The 16,970-nt window shown below is 72.9% G+C and carries 16 protein-coding genes; 13 read left to right on the top strand and 3 right to left on the bottom strand.

The window, feature by feature from the left end; translation table 11 throughout:
- The first annotated feature begins 124 nt into the window (after nucleotides 1-124).
- The 11 genes from ftsZ (at nucleotide 125) to nrdR (ending at nucleotide 12,288) form a co-directional block, all read left to right on the top strand.
- Nucleotides 125-1,372, top strand: a complete 1,248-nt coding sequence (gene ftsZ / locus ACPYN7_RS06435; RefSeq protein WP_058873713.1) for a cell division protein FtsZ — start codon at nucleotides 125-127, stop codon at nucleotides 1,370-1,372.
- Between the two features lie 108 nt (nucleotides 1,373-1,480).
- A complete protein-coding gene (locus ACPYN7_RS06430; RefSeq protein WP_058873712.1) occupies nucleotides 1,481-2,215 on the top strand; it encodes a polyphenol oxidase family protein in 735 nt (244 codons plus the stop codon).
- Nucleotides 2,212-2,991, top strand: a complete 780-nt coding sequence (locus ACPYN7_RS06425; RefSeq protein ID WP_424347072.1) for a YggS family pyridoxal phosphate-dependent enzyme — start codon at nucleotides 2,212-2,214, stop codon at nucleotides 2,989-2,991. The genes ACPYN7_RS06430 and ACPYN7_RS06425 overlap by 4 nt, the downstream gene beginning before the upstream one ends.
- 127 nt (nucleotides 2,992-3,118) lie before the next feature.
- Nucleotides 3,119-3,640: a cell division protein SepF gene (locus ACPYN7_RS06420; RefSeq protein WP_298586808.1), complete on the top strand. Its 522-nt coding sequence runs from the start codon at nucleotides 3,119-3,121 to the stop codon at nucleotides 3,638-3,640.
- A 9-nt stretch (nucleotides 3,641-3,649) separates the two neighbouring features.
- On the top strand, nucleotides 3,650-3,940 hold the full coding sequence (locus ACPYN7_RS06415; RefSeq protein ID WP_058873709.1) for a YggT family protein: 291 nt from the start codon (nucleotides 3,650-3,652) through the stop codon (nucleotides 3,938-3,940).
- Nucleotides 3,941-4,101: 161 nt separating this feature from the next.
- Entirely contained in the window at nucleotides 4,102-4,845 is a 744-nt protein-coding gene (locus tag ACPYN7_RS06410; RefSeq protein WP_424347071.1) for a DivIVA domain-containing protein, read from the top strand.
- Between the two features lie 173 nt (nucleotides 4,846-5,018).
- Nucleotides 5,019-5,606 carry a signal peptidase II gene (gene lspA / locus ACPYN7_RS06405; protein ID WP_424347070.1) on the top strand — a complete coding sequence of 196 codons (588 nt, stop codon included), beginning with the start codon at nucleotides 5,019-5,021 and terminating at the stop codon, nucleotides 5,604-5,606.
- A 13-nt stretch (nucleotides 5,607-5,619) separates the two neighbouring features.
- Nucleotides 5,620-6,549 carry an RluA family pseudouridine synthase gene (locus ACPYN7_RS06400; RefSeq protein ID WP_058873752.1) on the top strand — a complete coding sequence of 310 codons (930 nt, stop codon included), beginning with the start codon at nucleotides 5,620-5,622 and terminating at the stop codon, nucleotides 6,547-6,549.
- A 197-nt stretch (nucleotides 6,550-6,746) separates the two neighbouring features.
- Nucleotides 6,747-10,295: a DNA polymerase III subunit alpha gene (dnaE, locus tag ACPYN7_RS06395; protein WP_058873706.1), complete on the top strand. Its 3,549-nt coding sequence runs from the start codon at nucleotides 6,747-6,749 to the stop codon at nucleotides 10,293-10,295.
- A gap of 60 nt (nucleotides 10,296-10,355) precedes the next feature.
- Nucleotides 10,356-11,711, top strand: a complete 1,356-nt coding sequence (gene hisD, locus ACPYN7_RS06390; protein WP_424347069.1) for a histidinol dehydrogenase — start codon at nucleotides 10,356-10,358, stop codon at nucleotides 11,709-11,711.
- 7 nt (nucleotides 11,712-11,718) lie between these two features.
- Nucleotides 11,719-12,288 (top strand): transcriptional regulator NrdR, encoded by a 570-nt coding sequence (nrdR, locus tag ACPYN7_RS06385; protein WP_082697017.1) that lies wholly within the window; start codon nucleotides 11,719-11,721, stop codon nucleotides 12,286-12,288.
- Nucleotides 12,289-12,513: 225 nt separating this feature from the next.
- On the opposite strand, the gene ppgK is transcribed toward nrdR, so the two are convergent.
- Both ppgK and map read right to left on the bottom strand, forming a co-directional pair.
- Nucleotides 12,514-13,326, bottom strand: coding sequence for a polyphosphate--glucose phosphotransferase (gene ppgK / locus ACPYN7_RS06380; protein WP_058873704.1), 813 nt, complete (start codon nucleotides 13,324-13,326; stop codon nucleotides 12,514-12,516).
- A gap of 58 nt (nucleotides 13,327-13,384) precedes the next feature.
- Nucleotides 13,385-14,284, bottom strand: a complete 900-nt coding sequence (gene map, locus ACPYN7_RS06375) for a type I methionyl aminopeptidase (protein ID WP_424347068.1) — start codon at nucleotides 14,282-14,284, stop codon at nucleotides 13,385-13,387.
- Between the two features lie 130 nt (nucleotides 14,285-14,414).
- Here map and ACPYN7_RS06370 point away from each other — a divergent pair, with 130 nt between their 5' ends.
- Nucleotides 14,415-14,591, top strand: coding sequence for an SPOR domain-containing protein (locus ACPYN7_RS06370; RefSeq protein WP_157571329.1), 177 nt, complete (start codon nucleotides 14,415-14,417; stop codon nucleotides 14,589-14,591).
- A gap of 39 nt (nucleotides 14,592-14,630) precedes the next feature.
- Here the strand turns inward: ACPYN7_RS06370 and panB are convergent, their stop codons facing one another.
- Complete coding sequence (panB, locus tag ACPYN7_RS06365; protein WP_424347067.1) at nucleotides 14,631-15,467, bottom strand: 3-methyl-2-oxobutanoate hydroxymethyltransferase; 837 nt, start codon at nucleotides 15,465-15,467, stop codon at nucleotides 14,631-14,633.
- Nucleotides 15,468-15,621: 154 nt separating this feature from the next.
- Here panB and glnA point away from each other — a divergent pair, with 154 nt between their 5' ends.
- Nucleotides 15,622-16,962, top strand: a complete 1,341-nt coding sequence (gene glnA, locus ACPYN7_RS06360; RefSeq protein ID WP_058873701.1) for a type I glutamate--ammonia ligase — start codon at nucleotides 15,622-15,624, stop codon at nucleotides 16,960-16,962.
- Nucleotides 16,963-16,970 lie beyond the last annotated feature (8 nt).

Below are 16,970 nucleotides of genomic sequence, written 5' to 3'. Positions count from 1 at the left end.
GTTAGGCTTGACCTCGACATCGAACCTCCCGGGACAGCAGCTGACGGCCTGATGTTCGACCTTCGATCGAAGGTCGAGGAACAGCATGCGTTTCCGGACCCGAACCATCTCAAGTTAGGTACCCATGGACTCCTCCACCCCCCAGAACTACTTGGCCGTCATCAAGGTCGTCGGAATCGGCGGCGGCGGCGTCAACGCCGTCAACCGGATGATCGAGGAGGGGCTGCGCGGCGTCGAGTTCATCGCGATCAACACGGACGCGCAGGCCCTGCTGATGAGCGACGCCGACGTCAAGCTCGACGTCGGGCGCGAGCTCACGCGCGGCCTGGGCGCCGGCGCCAACCCCGACGTGGGGCGCCAGGCGGCGGAGGACCACCACGAGGAGATCGAGGAGGTCCTCAAGGGCGCCGACATGGTCTTCGTGACCGCCGGCGAGGGCGGCGGCACCGGCACCGGCGGCGCCCCCGTGGTCGCCCGGATCGCGCGCTCCCTGGGGGCCCTGACCATCGGCGTCGTCACCCGCCCGTTCACCTTCGAGGGCCGGCGCCGGTCCAACCAGGCGGAGAACGGCATCGAGACGCTGCGCGACGAGGTCGACACCCTCATCGTGATCCCCAACGACCGGCTGCTCTCCATCTCGGACCGGAACGTGTCCATGCTGGACGCCTTCAAGTCCGCGGACCAGGTGCTCCTCTCGGGCGTGCAGGGCATCACCGACCTGATCACCACCCCGGGCCTGATCAACCTCGACTTCGCGGACGTGAAGTCGGTGATGCAGGGCGCCGGCTCCGCGCTCATGGGCATCGGCGCCGCACAGGGCGAGGACCGCGCGGTGAAGGCCGCCGAGCTCGCGATCGCGTCCCCGCTGCTGGAGGCCTCCATCGACGGCGCCCACGGCGTGCTGCTGTCCATCCAGGGCGGCTCCGACCTCGGCCTGTTCGAGATCAACGAGGCCGCCCGCCTGGTCCAGGAGGTCGCCCACCCGGAGGCGAACATCATCTTCGGCGCGGTCATCGACGACGCGCTGGGCGACCAGGCCCGCGTCACGGTCATCGCCGCGGGCTTCGACTCGGTGAGCCCCGAGACCAACGCCAACAACACCAACGCGGCCGCCCAGCAGGCCGCGACCACGCGCGCGGCCTTCGGCTCCGGCGCGGGCCAGCCCGCCGGCCTGGGGCGCGCGCCCCAGCGCGGCGGCGCCCCGTCCTTCGGCCAGCCCTCCACCGCGCAGCGGTGGGCGCAGCCGGTGCAGAACGACGACGTGCCCGACGACGCCGGCTTCGACGTCGACCTGCCCGCCGAGGCCGAAGCCGGCGCCGGGGCGGGCTCCGCGCGCAAGGACTCCCTGGACTTCCCCGACTTCCTGAAGTGAGTTCCGCGCCCCGGGGGCGGACGCGGAGCACCCGCGTCCGCCCCCGGGCGCTTTAACCGCGCCGCCGGTCCCCGGCGGCGGCACGACGAGACACGGCAGGAGGCCCCGGTGTTCTGGTGGCAGGACGAGGTCGCGCAGGGCGTCCGGGTGGCGTTCACGGACCGCGGCGCGGGCAATCTCGCGCTGCACACGGGCGACGACCCGGACGCGGTGCGCTCCCGCCGCGCCGCGCTCGAGCGGACGATCGGCGTGGCCGGCGGGGCCCTCGTGTTCCTCGACCAGGTGCACGGCACCGCCGTCCTGGACGCCGACCGGCAGGACCGCCCGGCCGTGCCGACCGCGGACGCCGCCGTCACGGCGACGGGCGTGCCGCTGGCCGTGATGGTCGCCGACTGCGTGCCCGTGGTCCTGGTGGGGGATGGCCCGCGGGGCCCGGTCACCGGCGTGGCGCACGCCGGCCGCCGCGGCCTGCTCGACGGCGTGCTCGAGCGCGCGGTCGAGCAGCTGCGGGGCCGCGGCGCGCGCGGGCTCTCGGCCTGGCTCGGCCCGTCGATCTGCGGGAGCTGCTACGAGGTGCCCGCGGCCATGCGCGAGGAGGCCGCCGCGCGGATCCCCGCGGTCGCCGCCACGACGTCCTGGGGCACCCCGGCCCTCGACCTCCGCGGCGGGGCCCGGGAGCGGCTGTCCGCCCTCGGGGTCGGCGTCGTCGAGCCGACGGGGGCCGCGGGCTCCTCCTGCACCCTCGAGAACGAGCACCTGTCCTCGCACCGGCGGGACCCCGGATCCGGCCGCATCGTCGGTCTCGTCTGGGGCGCCGGTCCCCGCCGACGGGACGCGGCGTGAGCGCGGACCCGGCCGCCGCCGGCGGCGCGAACGACCCGCGGACCCTCGAGCTCTCCCGCTCCCTCGAGCGGGTGCGCGCACGGATCACCGCCGCGGCGCAGCGCGGCGGGGCGGCCGAGAAGCCCGTGCTGGTCGCCGTCACGAAGTTCTTCCCCGCCGCGGACGTGGCCCGGCTGCACCGGCTCGGCGTCCGGGACGTCGGCGAGAACCGGGACCAGGAGGCCGCCGCGAAGGCGCGGGAGGTGGCCGGGCTCGTGGACGGTCCCCTCACCTGGCACTTCGTGGGCCAGCTCCAGTCCAACAAGGCGAAGTCGGTCGTGCGCTACGCGTCCTGGGTGCACTCCGTGGACCGGGCCTCCCTGGTCACGGCCCTCGGCAAGGCGGTCCAGCGGCACCGGGAGGCCGTGGCGGCCGGTGACGCGGCGCCCGGGCCGTGCGCGGACCAGGACCTCACGTGCCTCGTCCAGGTCTCCCTGGACGCGGAGGAGCGCCGTGGGGGAGCCCGCCCCGAGGACGTCGTCGGGCTCGCCGAGCAGATCGCCGGGACCGAGGGGCTGCGCGCCGGCGGGATCATGGCCGTCGCCCCGCTGGGGGCGCCGCCGGGGCCCGCCTTCGACCGGCTCCGGGAGCTCTCGCAGCAGCTGCGGCGGACGCTGCCGGAGGCCACGGCGGTGTCCGCGGGCATGAGCCAGGACCTCGAGGAGGCGATCGCCCGGGGAGCCACGCACGTGCGCGTCGGCTCCGATATCCTCGGCCCCCGGGCGCCCGTAGGATAGCTTGGAGGACGGCCCTGCGGGGCCGGGGCCGTACCGCGTTCCGGGCAGCACGACGGGCGCAGGCGGTCCCAGGATCCCGGAACTCCCCCCACCGCCGATATCCGCACAGACAGTCAAGGAGAGCACCATGGCCGGAGCGTTGCGCCGCACCATGATCTATCTCGGCCTCGCCGAGACGGACGAGGACTACGACGACCCGACGCCGTCCCGCCAGGAGCACCAGTCCGCCGTCGCGGTCCGCGAGGAGCCGCGCGAGGCCCGCGCCCACGAGTCCACCGCGGTGGCCGTGCCGCGCCGGTCGGCCGAGTACCGGGCGCCGGTCACCCCCATCAAACGCGCCCCCTCCAGCTCTCGAGAGGACAGCTCGACCTTGCGCACCATCACCACGGTCCACCCCCGCTCCTACAACGACGCCAAGTCCATCGGGGAGGCCTTCCGCGAGGGCACGCCCGTCATCATGAACGTCAGCGACATGGGCGACGCCGAGGCCAAGCGCCTGGTGGACTTCTCCGCCGGCCTGGTCTTCGCCCTGCACGGCTCCATCGAACGGGTGACCGGCAAGGTCTTCCTGCTCACCCCGTCCTACGTGGAGGTCGTCGGGCACCCCGCCGGCGGCGAGGACGAGACCGACGACCAGCAGGAGGACTGAGGCGGACCGATGGACCTTCTGCTCTCCGTGCTGTACCTGGCGCTGCACCTCGTGTACGTCGCGCTGCTCGCGCGCCTCGTCCTCGACTGGGTGCAGATGTTCGCCCGCAACTGGCGGCCCCGCGGAGCCGCCCTCGTCGGGGCCTCGGCCGTGTACACCGTGACCGACCCGCCGATGCGGTGGCTGCGCCGGATCGTGCCGCCCCTGCGCTTCGGCGGGGTGTCGCTGGACCTCGGGTTCCTCATCCTCATCTTCGCCGTCAGCATCGTCCAGGGCATCATCGGCTCGATGCTGATCTGACCCGGCGCTCCGCCGGACGTCCCGCCGGTCCGGCCGAGGACCGGCCTGTACGCTGTAACCGCACGACCACCCGGTGCCGGCCACCGTGCCGCCCCGGCCCCGGTCGGACGGATCCCCCGCCGCGGGCCGCGCCCGCGCCCCGCCCACGAAGGAATGCACTCATGGCCCTGACGCCCGAAGACGTCATCAACAAGCGGTTCCAGCCCACCAAGTTCCGGGAGGGCTACGACCAGGACGAGGTCGACGACTTCCTCGACGAGATCGTCGTGGAGCTGCGCCGGCTGAACCAGGAGAACACGGACCTCAAGCAGCAGCTCGAGGCCGCCGGGCAGCCCGTCGCCCCCAAGGACTCCACGCCCTCGCCCGTCTCCGAGCCCGGCCTCCCCGGCGCGGAGGACACCGCCGGCGCGCCGTCCACCGGTGAGGCCGCCGGCGGCGCCCCGCAGGAGGCGGCCGGGCCGGCCGCGCCCGCCGAAACCGAGCTGCCGGCGACCGGTGCCGCCGGGACAGCCCCGGCGGAGACCGCCCCGGCGGAGACCGCGCCCGCCTCCGGCGCGGCGCAGTCCGCGGCCGGCGTCCTGGCGATGGCCCAGAAGCTGCACGACGAGTACGTCGCCGAGGGCACGGCCGAGCGCGACCGGATCATCGGCGAGGCCCGCGACCGGGCCGAGGAGCTCGTCACCGACGCCCAGCGCACGCGCGAGGAGACCCTCACCGCGCTGAAGGAGGAGCAGGCCGAGCTGCAGTCCCGGGTCTCGGGCCTGCGCACCTTCGAGCAGGACTACCGCACCAACCTCAAGACCTACATCCAGGACCAGCTGCAGGACCTGGACACCACCCCGTCGCTCGAGCCCGCGCCGACGGCGGACGGCGCCACCGGCGCGGTCCGGACCGAGCAGGCCTGACCACCGGGCCGCGGCGCAGCACCGACGGAGGGACCGGCCACGTGCCGGTCCCTCCGTCGTCGCCCGTCCCGGGGCGTCCCCGGGCGGACGTGGCACCATGGAGCGGGACCGCGGTCCCGCCGGCCGGCTCCGCGGGCCGGACCCAAAACCCCGAACCGTCACCCGAGGAGAGCATGAGCGAGCCGCCCGAAGTCCCCGCCGGCGCACCCGAGCCCGGGGTGCCGCGGGGCGTCCTGCTCCTCGCGGCCCTCGCCGCGCTGCTCGTCTACACCGCGGACCAGCTGACCAAGTGGTGGGTGGTCTCCCACCTGACGCTGGGCGAGCGCACCCCCGTGGTCGAGGGCCTGCTGTGGTGGCAGTTCATCCGCAACCCCGGCGCCGCGTTCTCCCTGGGCGAGGACATCACCTGGGTGTTCACCCTGGTCATGGTGGTCGTCTCGGTCCTCATCGTGCTCACCCTCCGCCGCGTCCGCTCGAGCGCCTGGGCCCTCGCCCTGGGCCTGGTCCTCGGCGGGGCACTGGGCAACCTGACCGACCGGCTGCTGCGGGAGCCGGGCTTCGGGGTGGGGCACGTCGTGGACTTCATCGCCGTGCCGCGCTTCGCGATCTTCAACATCGCCGACTGCGGAGTGGTCGTGGGCGTGTCCCTCGTGGTGCTCCTGACCCTGCTCGGGCGGGAGCTCGACGGCACCCGCACGGGCTCGCCCGGCCCGGACGCGCAGCGGCTCGAGGCCTCGCCGGAGGAGGGTCCCCGTGGCTGATCCCGGGGAGCACGTGCCGGAGCGCTTCACCGTCCCGCCCGAGCTCGAGGGCCACCGCGCGGACGCCGCCGTGGCCGCCCTGACGGGACTCTCGCGCTCCGCGGCCGCCGGCCTCTGCGCGGAGGGCCGGGTGCTGCACCGCGACCGGCCGGTCGCCAAGTCCTTCCGGGTCGAGGCCTCCCAGACGCTCACCGTGCACGTGCCCGTGCCCGAGGACCCGGCACGGATCGTGCCCCAGCTCGTCGAGGACTTCCGCGTGGTGCACCTGGACGACGACATCGTGGTGATCGACAAGCCCCCCGGCGTCGCCGCGCACCCCTCGCCGGGCTGGAAGGGGCCGACCGTGGTCGGCGCGCTCGCGGGCGCGGGCGTCACCGTGAGCACCTCCGGGGCCCCCGAGCGGGCCGGCGTGGTGCACCGGCTCGACGTCGGCACGTCCGGGCTGATGGTCGTGGCCCGCACGGAGCGCGCGTACACCGCGCTCAAGCGCGCGTTCAAGGAGCGGACGGTCACGAAGGTCTACCACACCGTGGTCCAGGGCCTGCCGGACCCCCTGCGCGGGACGGTCGACGCCCCGATCGGCCGCCACCCCGGCTACGACTGGCGCTTCGCCGTGGTCGAGGGCGGCCGGACGTCGATCACCCACTACGAGGTGCTGGAGGCCTTCGGTCGGGCGGCGCTCGTGGAGGTGCACCTGGAGACCGGCCGCACCCACCAGATCCGGGTGCACTTCTCGGCGCTGCGCCACCCGTGCTGCGGCGACCTCACCTACGGCGCGGACCCCGCGCTGTCGGCCGGCCTCGGGCTCACCCGGCAGTGGCTGCACGCCGTGCGGCTGGGCTTCGAGCACCCCGGGACGGGCGAGCTCGTCGAGTACGGGAGCCCGTACCCGCCGGACCTCTCCTTCGCCCTCGAGACGCTGCGCGACGGCGGGCCCGCCTGAGCCCGCCTCCCGGACGGGGGCCGGGACGTCCCGGTGCGGCCGCCCCCCGTCCGGGGCACCGCCGCCGTCCGGGGCACCGCCGCCGTCCGGGGCGCCGCCGCCGTCCGGGGCGCCGCCGCTCCGGGCCCGGTCGCGCCGTCCCGCCGGGCCCCTGCCGGCGGGGCGGCGGGATCGGTGCGGGCCACTACACTGGTCGGGTGACGACGGCGACCGGCAAGAACAGCTTCACCCACCTGCACGTGCACACCGAGTACTCCATGCTCGACGGTGCGGCACGGCTCGACGACCTCTTCGAGGCCTGCCACGAACAGGGGATGACCTCCCTCGCGACGACCGACCACGGCTTCGTCTTCGGCGCCTTCGACTTCTGGAACAAGGCCCGCAACGCGGGGATCAAGCCCATCATCGGCGTGGAGGCGTACCTGACGCCGGGCACCGCCCGCTCCGACCGCACCCGCGTGAAGTTCGCCGACGGCGGCCGGGACGACGTCTCGGGCGGCGGCGCCTACACGCACATGACGCTGCTCGCGGAGACCACCCAGGGCATGCAGAACCTGTTCCGCGCCTCGTCCCTCGCGTCGCTCGAGGGCCAGCTGTACAAGCCGCGCATGGACCGGGAGCTGCTCAGCACCTACGGCAAGGGACTGATCGCCACCACCGGCTGCCCCTCCGGGGAGGTCCAGACCCGGCTGCGCCTGGGCCAGTACCAGGAGGCCCGGCAGGCCGCGGCGGAGTTCCGCGACATCTTCGGCGCCGAGAACTTCTACTGCGAGCTCATGGACCACGGCCTGGGGATCGAGAAGCAGGTCACCGGGGACCTGCTCAGGCTCGCCAAGGACCTGCAGCTGCCGCTCGTGGCCACCAACGACCTGCACTACACCCACGCCGAGGACGCGAAGTCCCACGCGGCCCTGCTGTGCGTGCAGTCCGGCTCGACCCTGGCGGACCCGAAGCGGTTCAAGTTCGACGCCGACGAGTTCTACCTGAAGTCCCCGGCGGAGATGCGGGAGCTCTTCCGCGACTTCCCGGAGGCCTGCGACAACACCCTGGAGATCGCGGAGCGGTGCAACGTGGAGTTCGACACCTCGGCGAACTACATGCCCCGCTTCCCGACCCCCGAGGGCCACGACGAGGAGTCCTGGTTCGTCGAGGAGGTGCAGCGGGGCCTGCACCACCGCTTCCCCGGCGGGATCCCCGAGGACGTCCAGCGGCAGGCGGACTACGAGAAGGGCATCATCCTGCAGATGGGCTTCCCCGGGTACTTCCTGGTGGTGGCCGACTTCATCAACTGGGCCAAGAACAACGGGATCCGGGTGGGCCCGGGCCGTGGCTCCGGGGCCGGCTCCATGGTCGCCTACGCCATGCGCATCACCGAGCTGAACCCGCTGGAGCACGGGCTGATCTTCGAGCGCTTCCTCAACCCGGACCGCGTGTCCATGCCCGACTTCGACGTCGACTTCGACGACCGCCGCCGCTCCGAGGTGATCCACTACGTCACCGAGAAGTACGGCGACGAGCGCGTGGCCATGATCGTGACCTACGGCACCATCAAGGCCAAGCAGGCGCTCAAGGACTCCTCGCGCGTGCTCGGCTATCCCTTCTCGATGGGGGAGAAGCTCACCAAGGCCATGCCGCCGGACGTCATGGGCAAGGGCATCTCCCTCAAGGACGTCTACGACGACTCCGCCAAGCGCCACGGCGAGGCCGACGAGCTGCGCGAGGTGCTCGCGCAGGACCCCGAGGCGAAGAAGATCTTCGAGACCGCCGAGGGCCTCGAGGGGCTCAAGCGCCAGTGGGGGGTGCACGCGGCCGGCGTGATCATGTCCTCGCACCCGCTGATCGACATCATCCCGATCATGCGCCGCGAGCAGGACGGGCAGGTCATCACCCAGTTCGACTACCCCACGTGCGAGGGGCTCGGGCTGATCAAGATGGACTTCCTGGGCCTGCGCAACCTCACGATCATCTCCGACGCCCTCGAGAACATCACCCTCAACCAGGACGGCTTCGTCCTCGACCTCGAGAACCTCGGGCTCGAGGACGCCGAGTCCTACGAGCTGCTGGCCCGCGGCGACACCCTCGGGGTGTTCCAGCTCGACGGCGGGCCCATGCGCCAGCTGCTCAAGCTCATGCGCCCCGACAACTTCGAGGACATCTCCGCGGTCATCGCGCTGTACCGCCCGGGTCCCATGGGCGCGAACTCGCACACGAACTACGCGCTGCGCAAGACCGGCCAGCAGGAGATCACCCCGATCCACCCGGAGCTCGAGGAGCCGCTCGCGGAGATCCTCAACACCACCTACGGCCTGATCGTCTACCAGGAGCAGGTCATGGCGATCGCCCAGAAGGTCGCGGGCTTCTCGCTCGGCCAGGCGGACATCCTCCGCCGCGCCATGGGCAAGAAGAAGAAGTCGGAGCTGGACAAGCAGTACGAGGGCTTCCACGGCGGCATGGCCGAGCGCGGCTACTCCGAGGCCGCCATCAAGGCCCTGTGGGACATCCTGCTCCCGTTCTCGGACTACGCGTTCAACAAGGCCCACTCCGCGGCCTACGGTCTCGTGTCCTACTGGACGGCGTACCTCAAGGCGCACTACCCGGCCGAGTACATGGCCGCGCTGCTCACCTCGGTGGGCGACGACAAGGACAAGCTCGCCCTGTACCTCACGGAGTGCCGCCGGATGGGCATCACCGTGCTGCCCCCGGACGTCAACGAGTCCGCGCTGAACTTCACCCCGGTGGGCACCGACATCCGCTTCGGCATGGGCGCGGTGCGCAACGTGGGCGCCAACGTGGTCAGCGCGATGGTCGAGGCCCGGGAGGAGCACGGCGCCTTCACCTCCTTCAACGACTTCCTCGCCAAGGTCCCCGCCGTGGTGTGCAACAAGCGCACCATCGAGTCCCTGGTCAAGGCGGGCGCCTTCGACCGGCTGGGCCACACCCGGCGCGGGCTCGTGCTCTGCCACGAGGAGGCCGTGGACGCCACGGTGGCCGTCAAGCGCCAGGAGGCGGCCGGACAGTTCGACCTCTTCGGCGGCATGGGCCTGGACGACGAGGACCCCACCACGTCGCTGACCGTCGCGGTGCCGGACGTGCCCGAGTGGGAGCGCAAGGACCTGCTGGCCTTCGAGCGCGAGATGCTCGGCCTCTACGTCTCCGACCACCCGCTGCGCGGCCTCGACGAGGCGCTCGGGCAGTACGCCGACACCTCGATCCAGCCGCTGCTGGGCGAGGACGGCCGGCCCGACGGCGCGGTCGTGACCGTGGCGGGCATGATCACCTCCCTGTCGCGGCGGATCGCCAAGACCTCGGGCAACGCCTACGCGCGGGTGGAGCTCGAGGACCGGACGGGCTCGATCGAGGTCATGTTCTTCGGCAAGGCCTACGCCCCCATCGCGGGCGTGCTCGCCGAGGACCTGATCTGCGTGATCAAGGGCCGGCTGCAGCGCCGGGACGACGGCTCGGTGACGATCTCCGCGCAGGAGCTCACCGTGCCGGAGCTCTCCGCGGACGGGCACAGCGGACCCGTGCTCATCGCCCTGCCCGAGTTCCGCGCCACGGAGGAGACGGTCAAGGAGATCGGCGCGGTGCTGCGCAACCACCGCGGGGACTCCGAGGTGCGCATCCACCTCGAGACGCGGCAGAAGGTGCAGGTGCTGCGCCTGGGCCCGGACCTGCGGGTGAACCCCTCGCCCGCCCTGTTCGGGGACCTCAAGGTCCTGCTCGGCCCGACCTGCCTGGAGGTCTGAGCCACCGGGCGGCCGAGCGCTGGACCCGGCGCCCGCGGCCGGGCGGCGCGGTGGAATACCATGGGAGGCGTGACTACTGCTGAGACGACCACGACTCCCGCCCTGCGAACGATCGACCTGCGCGGCCGGCACCTGTCCTGGTCCGAGCTGCGGGCGGCCGTGCCCCGGCAGAGCTCCACGTCGCTCGCCTCGGCGCAGCAGGCCGTGGAGGAGATCCTCGCCGCGGTCCGCACCGAGGGCGCCGTGGCCCTGCGCCGCTACGCGCAGCGCTTCGACGGGGTGGAGCAGGCCTCCCTGCGCGTCGACCCCGCCGAGATCCGCCGGGCCGTCGAGGAGCTGGACCCCGCCGTGCGCCGGGGCCTGGAGACCGCGATCGAGCGGACCCGGGCCTTCGCGCGGGCGCAGCGCCCGGCCGACGCCCGGGTCGAGGTCGCTCCGGGCGCCGTGCTCGTGCACCGGTGGACGCCCCTGCGCCGGGCGGGCCTGTACGTGCCCGGCGGGCTGGCCGTGTACCCCTCGTCCGTGGTCATGAACGTCGTCCCGGCCCAGGCCGCCGGGGTCGGCTCGGTGGTGCTGTGCAGCCCGCCGCAGAAGGAGTTCGGCGGCCTGCCGCACCCCACGATCCTCGCCGCGGCCGGGCTGCTCGGCGTGGACGAGGTCTGGGCCATCGGCGGCGCCCAGTCGCTGGCCGCCATGGCCTACGGGGTCACGGACGGCGAGGACGTCCTCGAGCCGGTCGACACCGTGACCGGCCCGGGCAACGTCTACGTGGCCACGGCCAAGCGCCTGCTCCGCTCCGTGGTCGGCGTGGACGCCGAGGCGGGGACCACGGAGATCGCGGTGCTGGCCGACGACACCGCCGTGCCGGCCTACGTGGCCGCCGACCTGATCTCCCAGGCCGAGCACGACCCCGCCGCCGGGGCCGTCCTGATCACCCACTCGCCGGAGCTCGCCGAGCGGGTCGCGGCGGAGCTCGCCGGGCAGGTGCCCGGGGCGAAGCACCGGGAGCGGATCAGCACCGCCCTGTCCGGCCCGCAGTCCGGGATCGTGCTCACCGACGACCTCGACGCCTCGATCGCCGTGGCCGACGCCTACGCCGCCGAGCACCTCGAGATCCACACCGCCGACCCGCAGGAGGTCGCGGCCCGCGTGCGCAACGCGGGGGCCATCTTCCTGGGCCCCTACAGCCCCGTCCCGCTCGGCGACTACGCGGCGGGCTCGAACCACGTGCTGCCCACGGGCGGGACGGCTGTGCACGCCCAGGGCCTGTCCACCACCGCGTTCATGAAGGCCGTGCAGATCGTCGAGTACACCCAGGACGCGCTGTCCCGGATCGGGGAGGACATCGTGGCCGTCGCCCGCTCCGAGGACCTGCCCGCGCACGGCACGGCCATCACGATCCGCACCGGGAGCTGATCCGACCGTGCACTGCCCGTTCTGCCGTCACACCGACTCCCGCGTCGTGGACAGCCGCACCACGGACGACGGGACGGCGATCCGCCGCCGCCGCCAGTGCTCCGAGTGCGGCCGGCGGTTCACCACGCTCGAGACCACCACCATCTCGGTGATCAAGCGCTCGGGCGTCACCGAGCCCTTCGACCGGCAGAAGATCGTCAACGGGGTGCGCAAGGCCTGCCAGGGCCGGCCGGTGAGCGAGGACGACCTCGCGATGCTGGCCCAGGAGGTCGAGGAGACGATCCGGGCGCTGGGCGCCGCGGAGATCGAGGCCCACGAGGTGGGGCTCGCGATCCTGGCCCCGCTGCGCCGGCTGGACGTGGTGGCCTATCTGCGCTTCGCCAGCGTCTACCAGGCCTTCGACGGCCTGGGGGACTTCGAGGAGGCCATCGACCTCCTGCGCCGGCAGCAGGCCGAGCAGTCCGGGCAGCAGACCATCCCCGCCACCGTGGAGCCGATCGGCGCCGCCAAGCGGCGCCCCGGCCGGCGTCCGCGCGGCAAGGGGGTCGAGGGCGTCTCCCAGCCGCGGCTGCTCTGACCCCCGCTCGGGCCGCCCCGGCTCCGTCCGGCCCGTCCCGGCGTGTCTCTTGCCGCAGGCCGCGGCGGAGCCGTAGAGTAGGACCACAAGCTCCCGCCGGGAGTCGCGGAGGGGAAGCCGCGGCTCCCGGCGGGTTTTTTCGTGCCCGCAGGACCTTCCGGTTTCGACGACGACGCCCGGTCACCTCCACGTGGAGGTGACCGGGCGTCGTCGTCGGGACCGGGCTCAGCTCTCCGGCTCGTGCGGGATGCCGGCCCACAGGGCCGCGCCCACGATGCCGGCGTTGTTGCGGAGCTCGGCGACCTTCACGGGCGTGCGCAGCTCGAGGAAGGGGAGGAACTTCTCCGCCTTCTTCGACACCCCGCCGCCGACGACGAAGAGGTTGGGCGAGAACAGGAACTCCACGTGGCTGAAGTAGCGCTGCAGCCGGGTGGTCGCCCACTTCTTCCACGGCATGTCCTCGCGCTCGCGCGCGGCGGCGGACGCCTTGGTCTCGGCGTCGTGGCCGTCGATCTCCAGGTGGCCCAGCTCGGCGTTGGGCACGAGCTTCCCGTTGAGGATCAGCGCGGAACCGATCCCCGTGCCCAGCGTGATCACGATGACCAGACCCTTGACCCCCTGCCCGGCGCCGTAGACGGCCTCGGCCAGCCCCGCGGCGTCGGCGTCGTTGAGCGCCTCGACCGGGCGGCCGAGCCGCTCGGTCATGAGCGCGTCGACGTTCGTGCCGATCCAGGACTTGTCGATGTTCGCCGCGGACAGCGCGACGCCCTCCTTGATGATCGCCGGGAAGACGATGCCCACCGGCGAGTCCGGGGCGGGGGCCTCGGGGCGGGACTGCAGCTCCGCGACGATCTGCTCCACCACCTCGGCGACCTTCTCCGGCGTGGCGGGGCGGGGCGTGGGGATCCGGAAGCGCTCGCCGACGAGCTCGCCCGTGTCGAGGTCCACGATCCCGCCCTTGGTCCCGGTGCCGCCGAAGTCGATGCCGATCACGCGGCGGTTCGGGACGGCGGCGGCGTCGCGGTCTGGTGTGGTCATGGAGCGGTCCTCTCGTGGGGCCGTGGTCGGATGATCAGGGGGCAGTCTACGGCAGGGGCTACGGAAGCGTGAGGACGTCCACCCCGTCCTCCGTGACCGCCAGGGTGTGCTCGAACTGCGCGGTGCGCCGCCGGTCGCGGGTCGTCACGGTCCAGTCGTCGTCCCACTGCTCCCACTGGATCGTGCCCAGAGTCAGCATGGGCTCGATCGTGAAGACCATGCCGGGGACCATGGGGGTGGCGTAGGAGGGCGCGGCGTCGTAGTGCGGGACGATCAGCCCGGAGTGGAACTCCCGGCCCACTCCGTGTCCCGTGAAGTCCCGCACCACGCCGTAGTCGAAGCGCCGGGCGTACTTCTCGATGACCCGGCCGATGACGTTGATCTCGCGGCCCGGGCGGACCGCCTTGACGGCCCGGTTCAGGGCCTCCTCGGTGCGCTCGACCAGCAGCCGGGACTCCTCGTCGACCTCGCCCACCAGGAACATCCGGTTGGTGTCGCCGTGGAAGCCGTTCTTGTAGGCCGTGACGTCCAGGTTGATGATGTCGCCGTCCTCCAGCACCGTGGAGTCGGGGATGCCGTGGCAGATCACCTCGTTGAGGGACGTGCAGATGGACTTGGGGAAGCCCCGGTAGCCCAGGCACGAGGGGTAGGCCCCGTGGTCGCACATGTACTCGTGGGCGATCCGGTCGAGCTCGTCCGTGGTGGTGCCGGGCACGGCGGCCCGGCCGGCCTCCTGCAGGGCGCGGGCCGCGATCCGGCCCGCCTCGCGGATGAGCTCGATCTCGTCCGGGGTGTAGACGTTCCCGCCGCGGCCCTCGTCCGGCTCCGCCCGGCCGACGTACTCCGGGCGGGGGATGGCGGCCGGCACGGGCCGGCCGGGAGTCACGGAGCCGGGCACGAGCGTCCCGACGGGAGCGGTGCCGCCGGGGGCGGGCGCGGTGAGGTTGTGCGTGGGCACGGGGGTCTGGACCTCCTGGATCGGGTGTGCCGGCCCCGTCCGGGCCGGTCCGGGCCTAGGATCTACCCTAGCGCCCCGGGCACGGAGCCGGCCCGGTCGTCCGGCCCGGCGGCCGACGAGAGGAGAGGTCATGAGCGAGTACTGGTTCAACGTCTACACCCACCAGGTGGAGGAGGGCCCGCAGTCGGACTACCGCAAGCTGCTCGGGCCCTACGCCACGCGCGAGGAGGCGCAGAACGCCCTGAAGCTCGCCGCGGAGCGCACTCGGCAGTGGGACGAGGAGGACCGCGCCTTCGACGAGGGCTGAGCGGCCGGGCGCCGGGGGCACCGCGTCCGCTGGGGCCGCTCAGAAACCGTGCTCCGGGCCCGGGAAGGTCCCCGAGCGGACGTCCTCGACGTAGCGGCCCACGGCCTCGGAGACCACGCCGTGGAGGTCCGCGTACTGCCGGACGAAGCGCGGCATCCGACCCCGGCGCAGGCCCAGCATGTCCTGCCACACCAGCACCTGCCCGGTGGTGGCGGCGCCGGCGCCGATGCCGATGGTCGGGACCTCGAGCGCGGCGTCCACGGTCGCGGCGGCCTCGGCGGGGACCATCTCCATGAGCACGCAGAAGGCCCCGGCGGCCTCGAGGGCACGGGCGTCCTCGACGAGCGCGTCCGCGGCGTCGCCGCGGCCCTGCACCCGGTACCCGCCCAGGGCGTGCTCGCTCTGCGGGGTGAAGCCGATGTGCGCCACCACGGGCACCCCCGCCTGGACCATGGCCTCGACGTGCGGGGCGAACCACGCCCCGCCCTCGAGCTTCACCGCGTGCGCGCCGCCCTCCTTGAGGAAGCGCACCGCGGTGGACACCGCCTGCTCGGGGGAGGCCTCGTAGGAGCCGAAGGGCAGGTCCACCACCACGAAGGCGCGCTCGGCGGCCCCGGACACGGCCCGGCACAGCGGCAGCAGCTCGTCCACCGTGACGGGCAGGGTGCTGGAGTGGCCCAGGACGTTGTTGCCCGCGGAGTCGCCCACCAGCAGCGAGTCGACCCCGGCCGCGTCGAAGATCCCGGCCGTCAGGGCGTCGTAGCACGTGAGCATCGTGAACTTCTCGCCGCGGCGCTTCGCCTCGCGCAGGTGGTGCGTGCGCACCCGGCGCACGTCCAGCGCGCCCGGTGACGGGCGGGGTGTCTCCTGGGTCATGGCCCCACCCTATCGGGCGCGTCCGGCCCCGCCCGTCCCGCCCGGCGGACGCGGCGGGGCCGCGCGTTAGAGTGGGCGGGACAGCAGTCGTGCCCGGCCGGCACAGCACGCGCGGGCGGCCGGAGCCGCGGGCAGGAAGACGAGGAAGGCAACCATGGACCGTCAGCAGGAGTTCGTCCTCAGGACCATCGAGGAGCGCGACGTCCGCTTCGTGCGCATGTGGTTCACGGACGTCGTCGGGAGCCTCAAGTCGGTGGCCCTGGCCCCCGCCGAGGTCGAGGCGGCCTTCGAGGAGGGACTGGGCTTCGACGGGTCCTCCATCGAGGGACTGTCGCGGGTCTCCGAGGCGGACATGCTCCTGCAGCCGGACCCCTCCACCTTCCAGATCCTGCCCTGGCGCGGTGAGACGGAGCCCACCGCGCGGATGTTCTGCAACATCCTCACCCCGGACGGCGAGCCCTCCTCCTCGGACCCGCGCGGCGTGCTCAAGCGCGTCCTGGAGAAGGCCTCGGACATGGGATTCACCTGCTACACGGCGCCGGAGATCGAGTTCTACCTGCTGAAGTCCGCGGACCTCGACGCCGAGGGCCAGCCCACCCCCGTGGACCACGAGGGCTACTTCGACCACGTGCCGGGCGGCGTGGTGCAGGACTTCCGCCGCAAGGCCGTGAGCATGCTGGAGGCCGTCGGGATCTCCGTCGAGTTCTCCCACCACGAGGCGGGCCCCGGGCAGAACGAGATCGACCTGCGCTACGCCGACGCCCTGCAGACCGCCGACAACATCATGACGTTCCGCACGGTGATCAAGGAGGTCGCGCTCTCGCAGGGCCTCTACGCGACCTTCATGCCGAAGCCGTTCACGGAGCACCCCGGCTCGGGCATGCACACCCACTTCTCGCTGTTCGAGGGGGACACCAACGCCTTCTTCGAGGCCGGCTCCGAGTTCCGGCTCTCCCGCACCGCCGGGCACTTCATCGCCGGCATCCTGCGGCACGCCCCCGAGTTCACGTCGGTGACCAACCAGTTCGTCAACTCCTACAAGCGGCTGTGGGGCGGGGGAGAGGCGCCGTCCTACCAGTCCTGGGGGCACAACAACCGCTCCGCCCTCGTGCGGGTGCCGCTGTCCAAGCCGGACAAGGTGCAGGCCGCGCGGATCGAGTACCGCGGCATCGACTCCGCCACGAACCCCTACCTCTCCTACGCCGCCCTGCTGGCCGCGGGCCTGCGGGGCATCGAGAACGAGTACGAGCTCCCGCCGGTCGAGCTCGACGACGTCGCGGCGATGAGCTCCGCGGAGCGTCGCGCCCTCGGCCACAACCCGCTGCCCTCGAGCCTGTACGACGCCATCCGGGAGACCGAGGAGTCGGAGTTCATGGCCGAGCTGCTCGGGGAGCAGGTCTACGACTACTTCCTGCGCAACAAGCGCCGCGACTGGAACGACTACCGCCGGGTCGTCACCCACTTCGAGCTCAAGAACAACCTCGGCATCCTCTGACCCGGACG

The organism is Kocuria sp. CH-021 (genome assembly GCF_049716185.1).
In the GTDB taxonomy this organism is placed as follows: Bacteria; Actinomycetota; Actinomycetes; order Actinomycetales; family Micrococcaceae; genus Kocuria; species Kocuria cellulosilytica.
The sequence above is the reverse complement of the archived record's forward strand: the minus strand, read 5'-3'. Positions and strand labels throughout refer to the sequence as shown.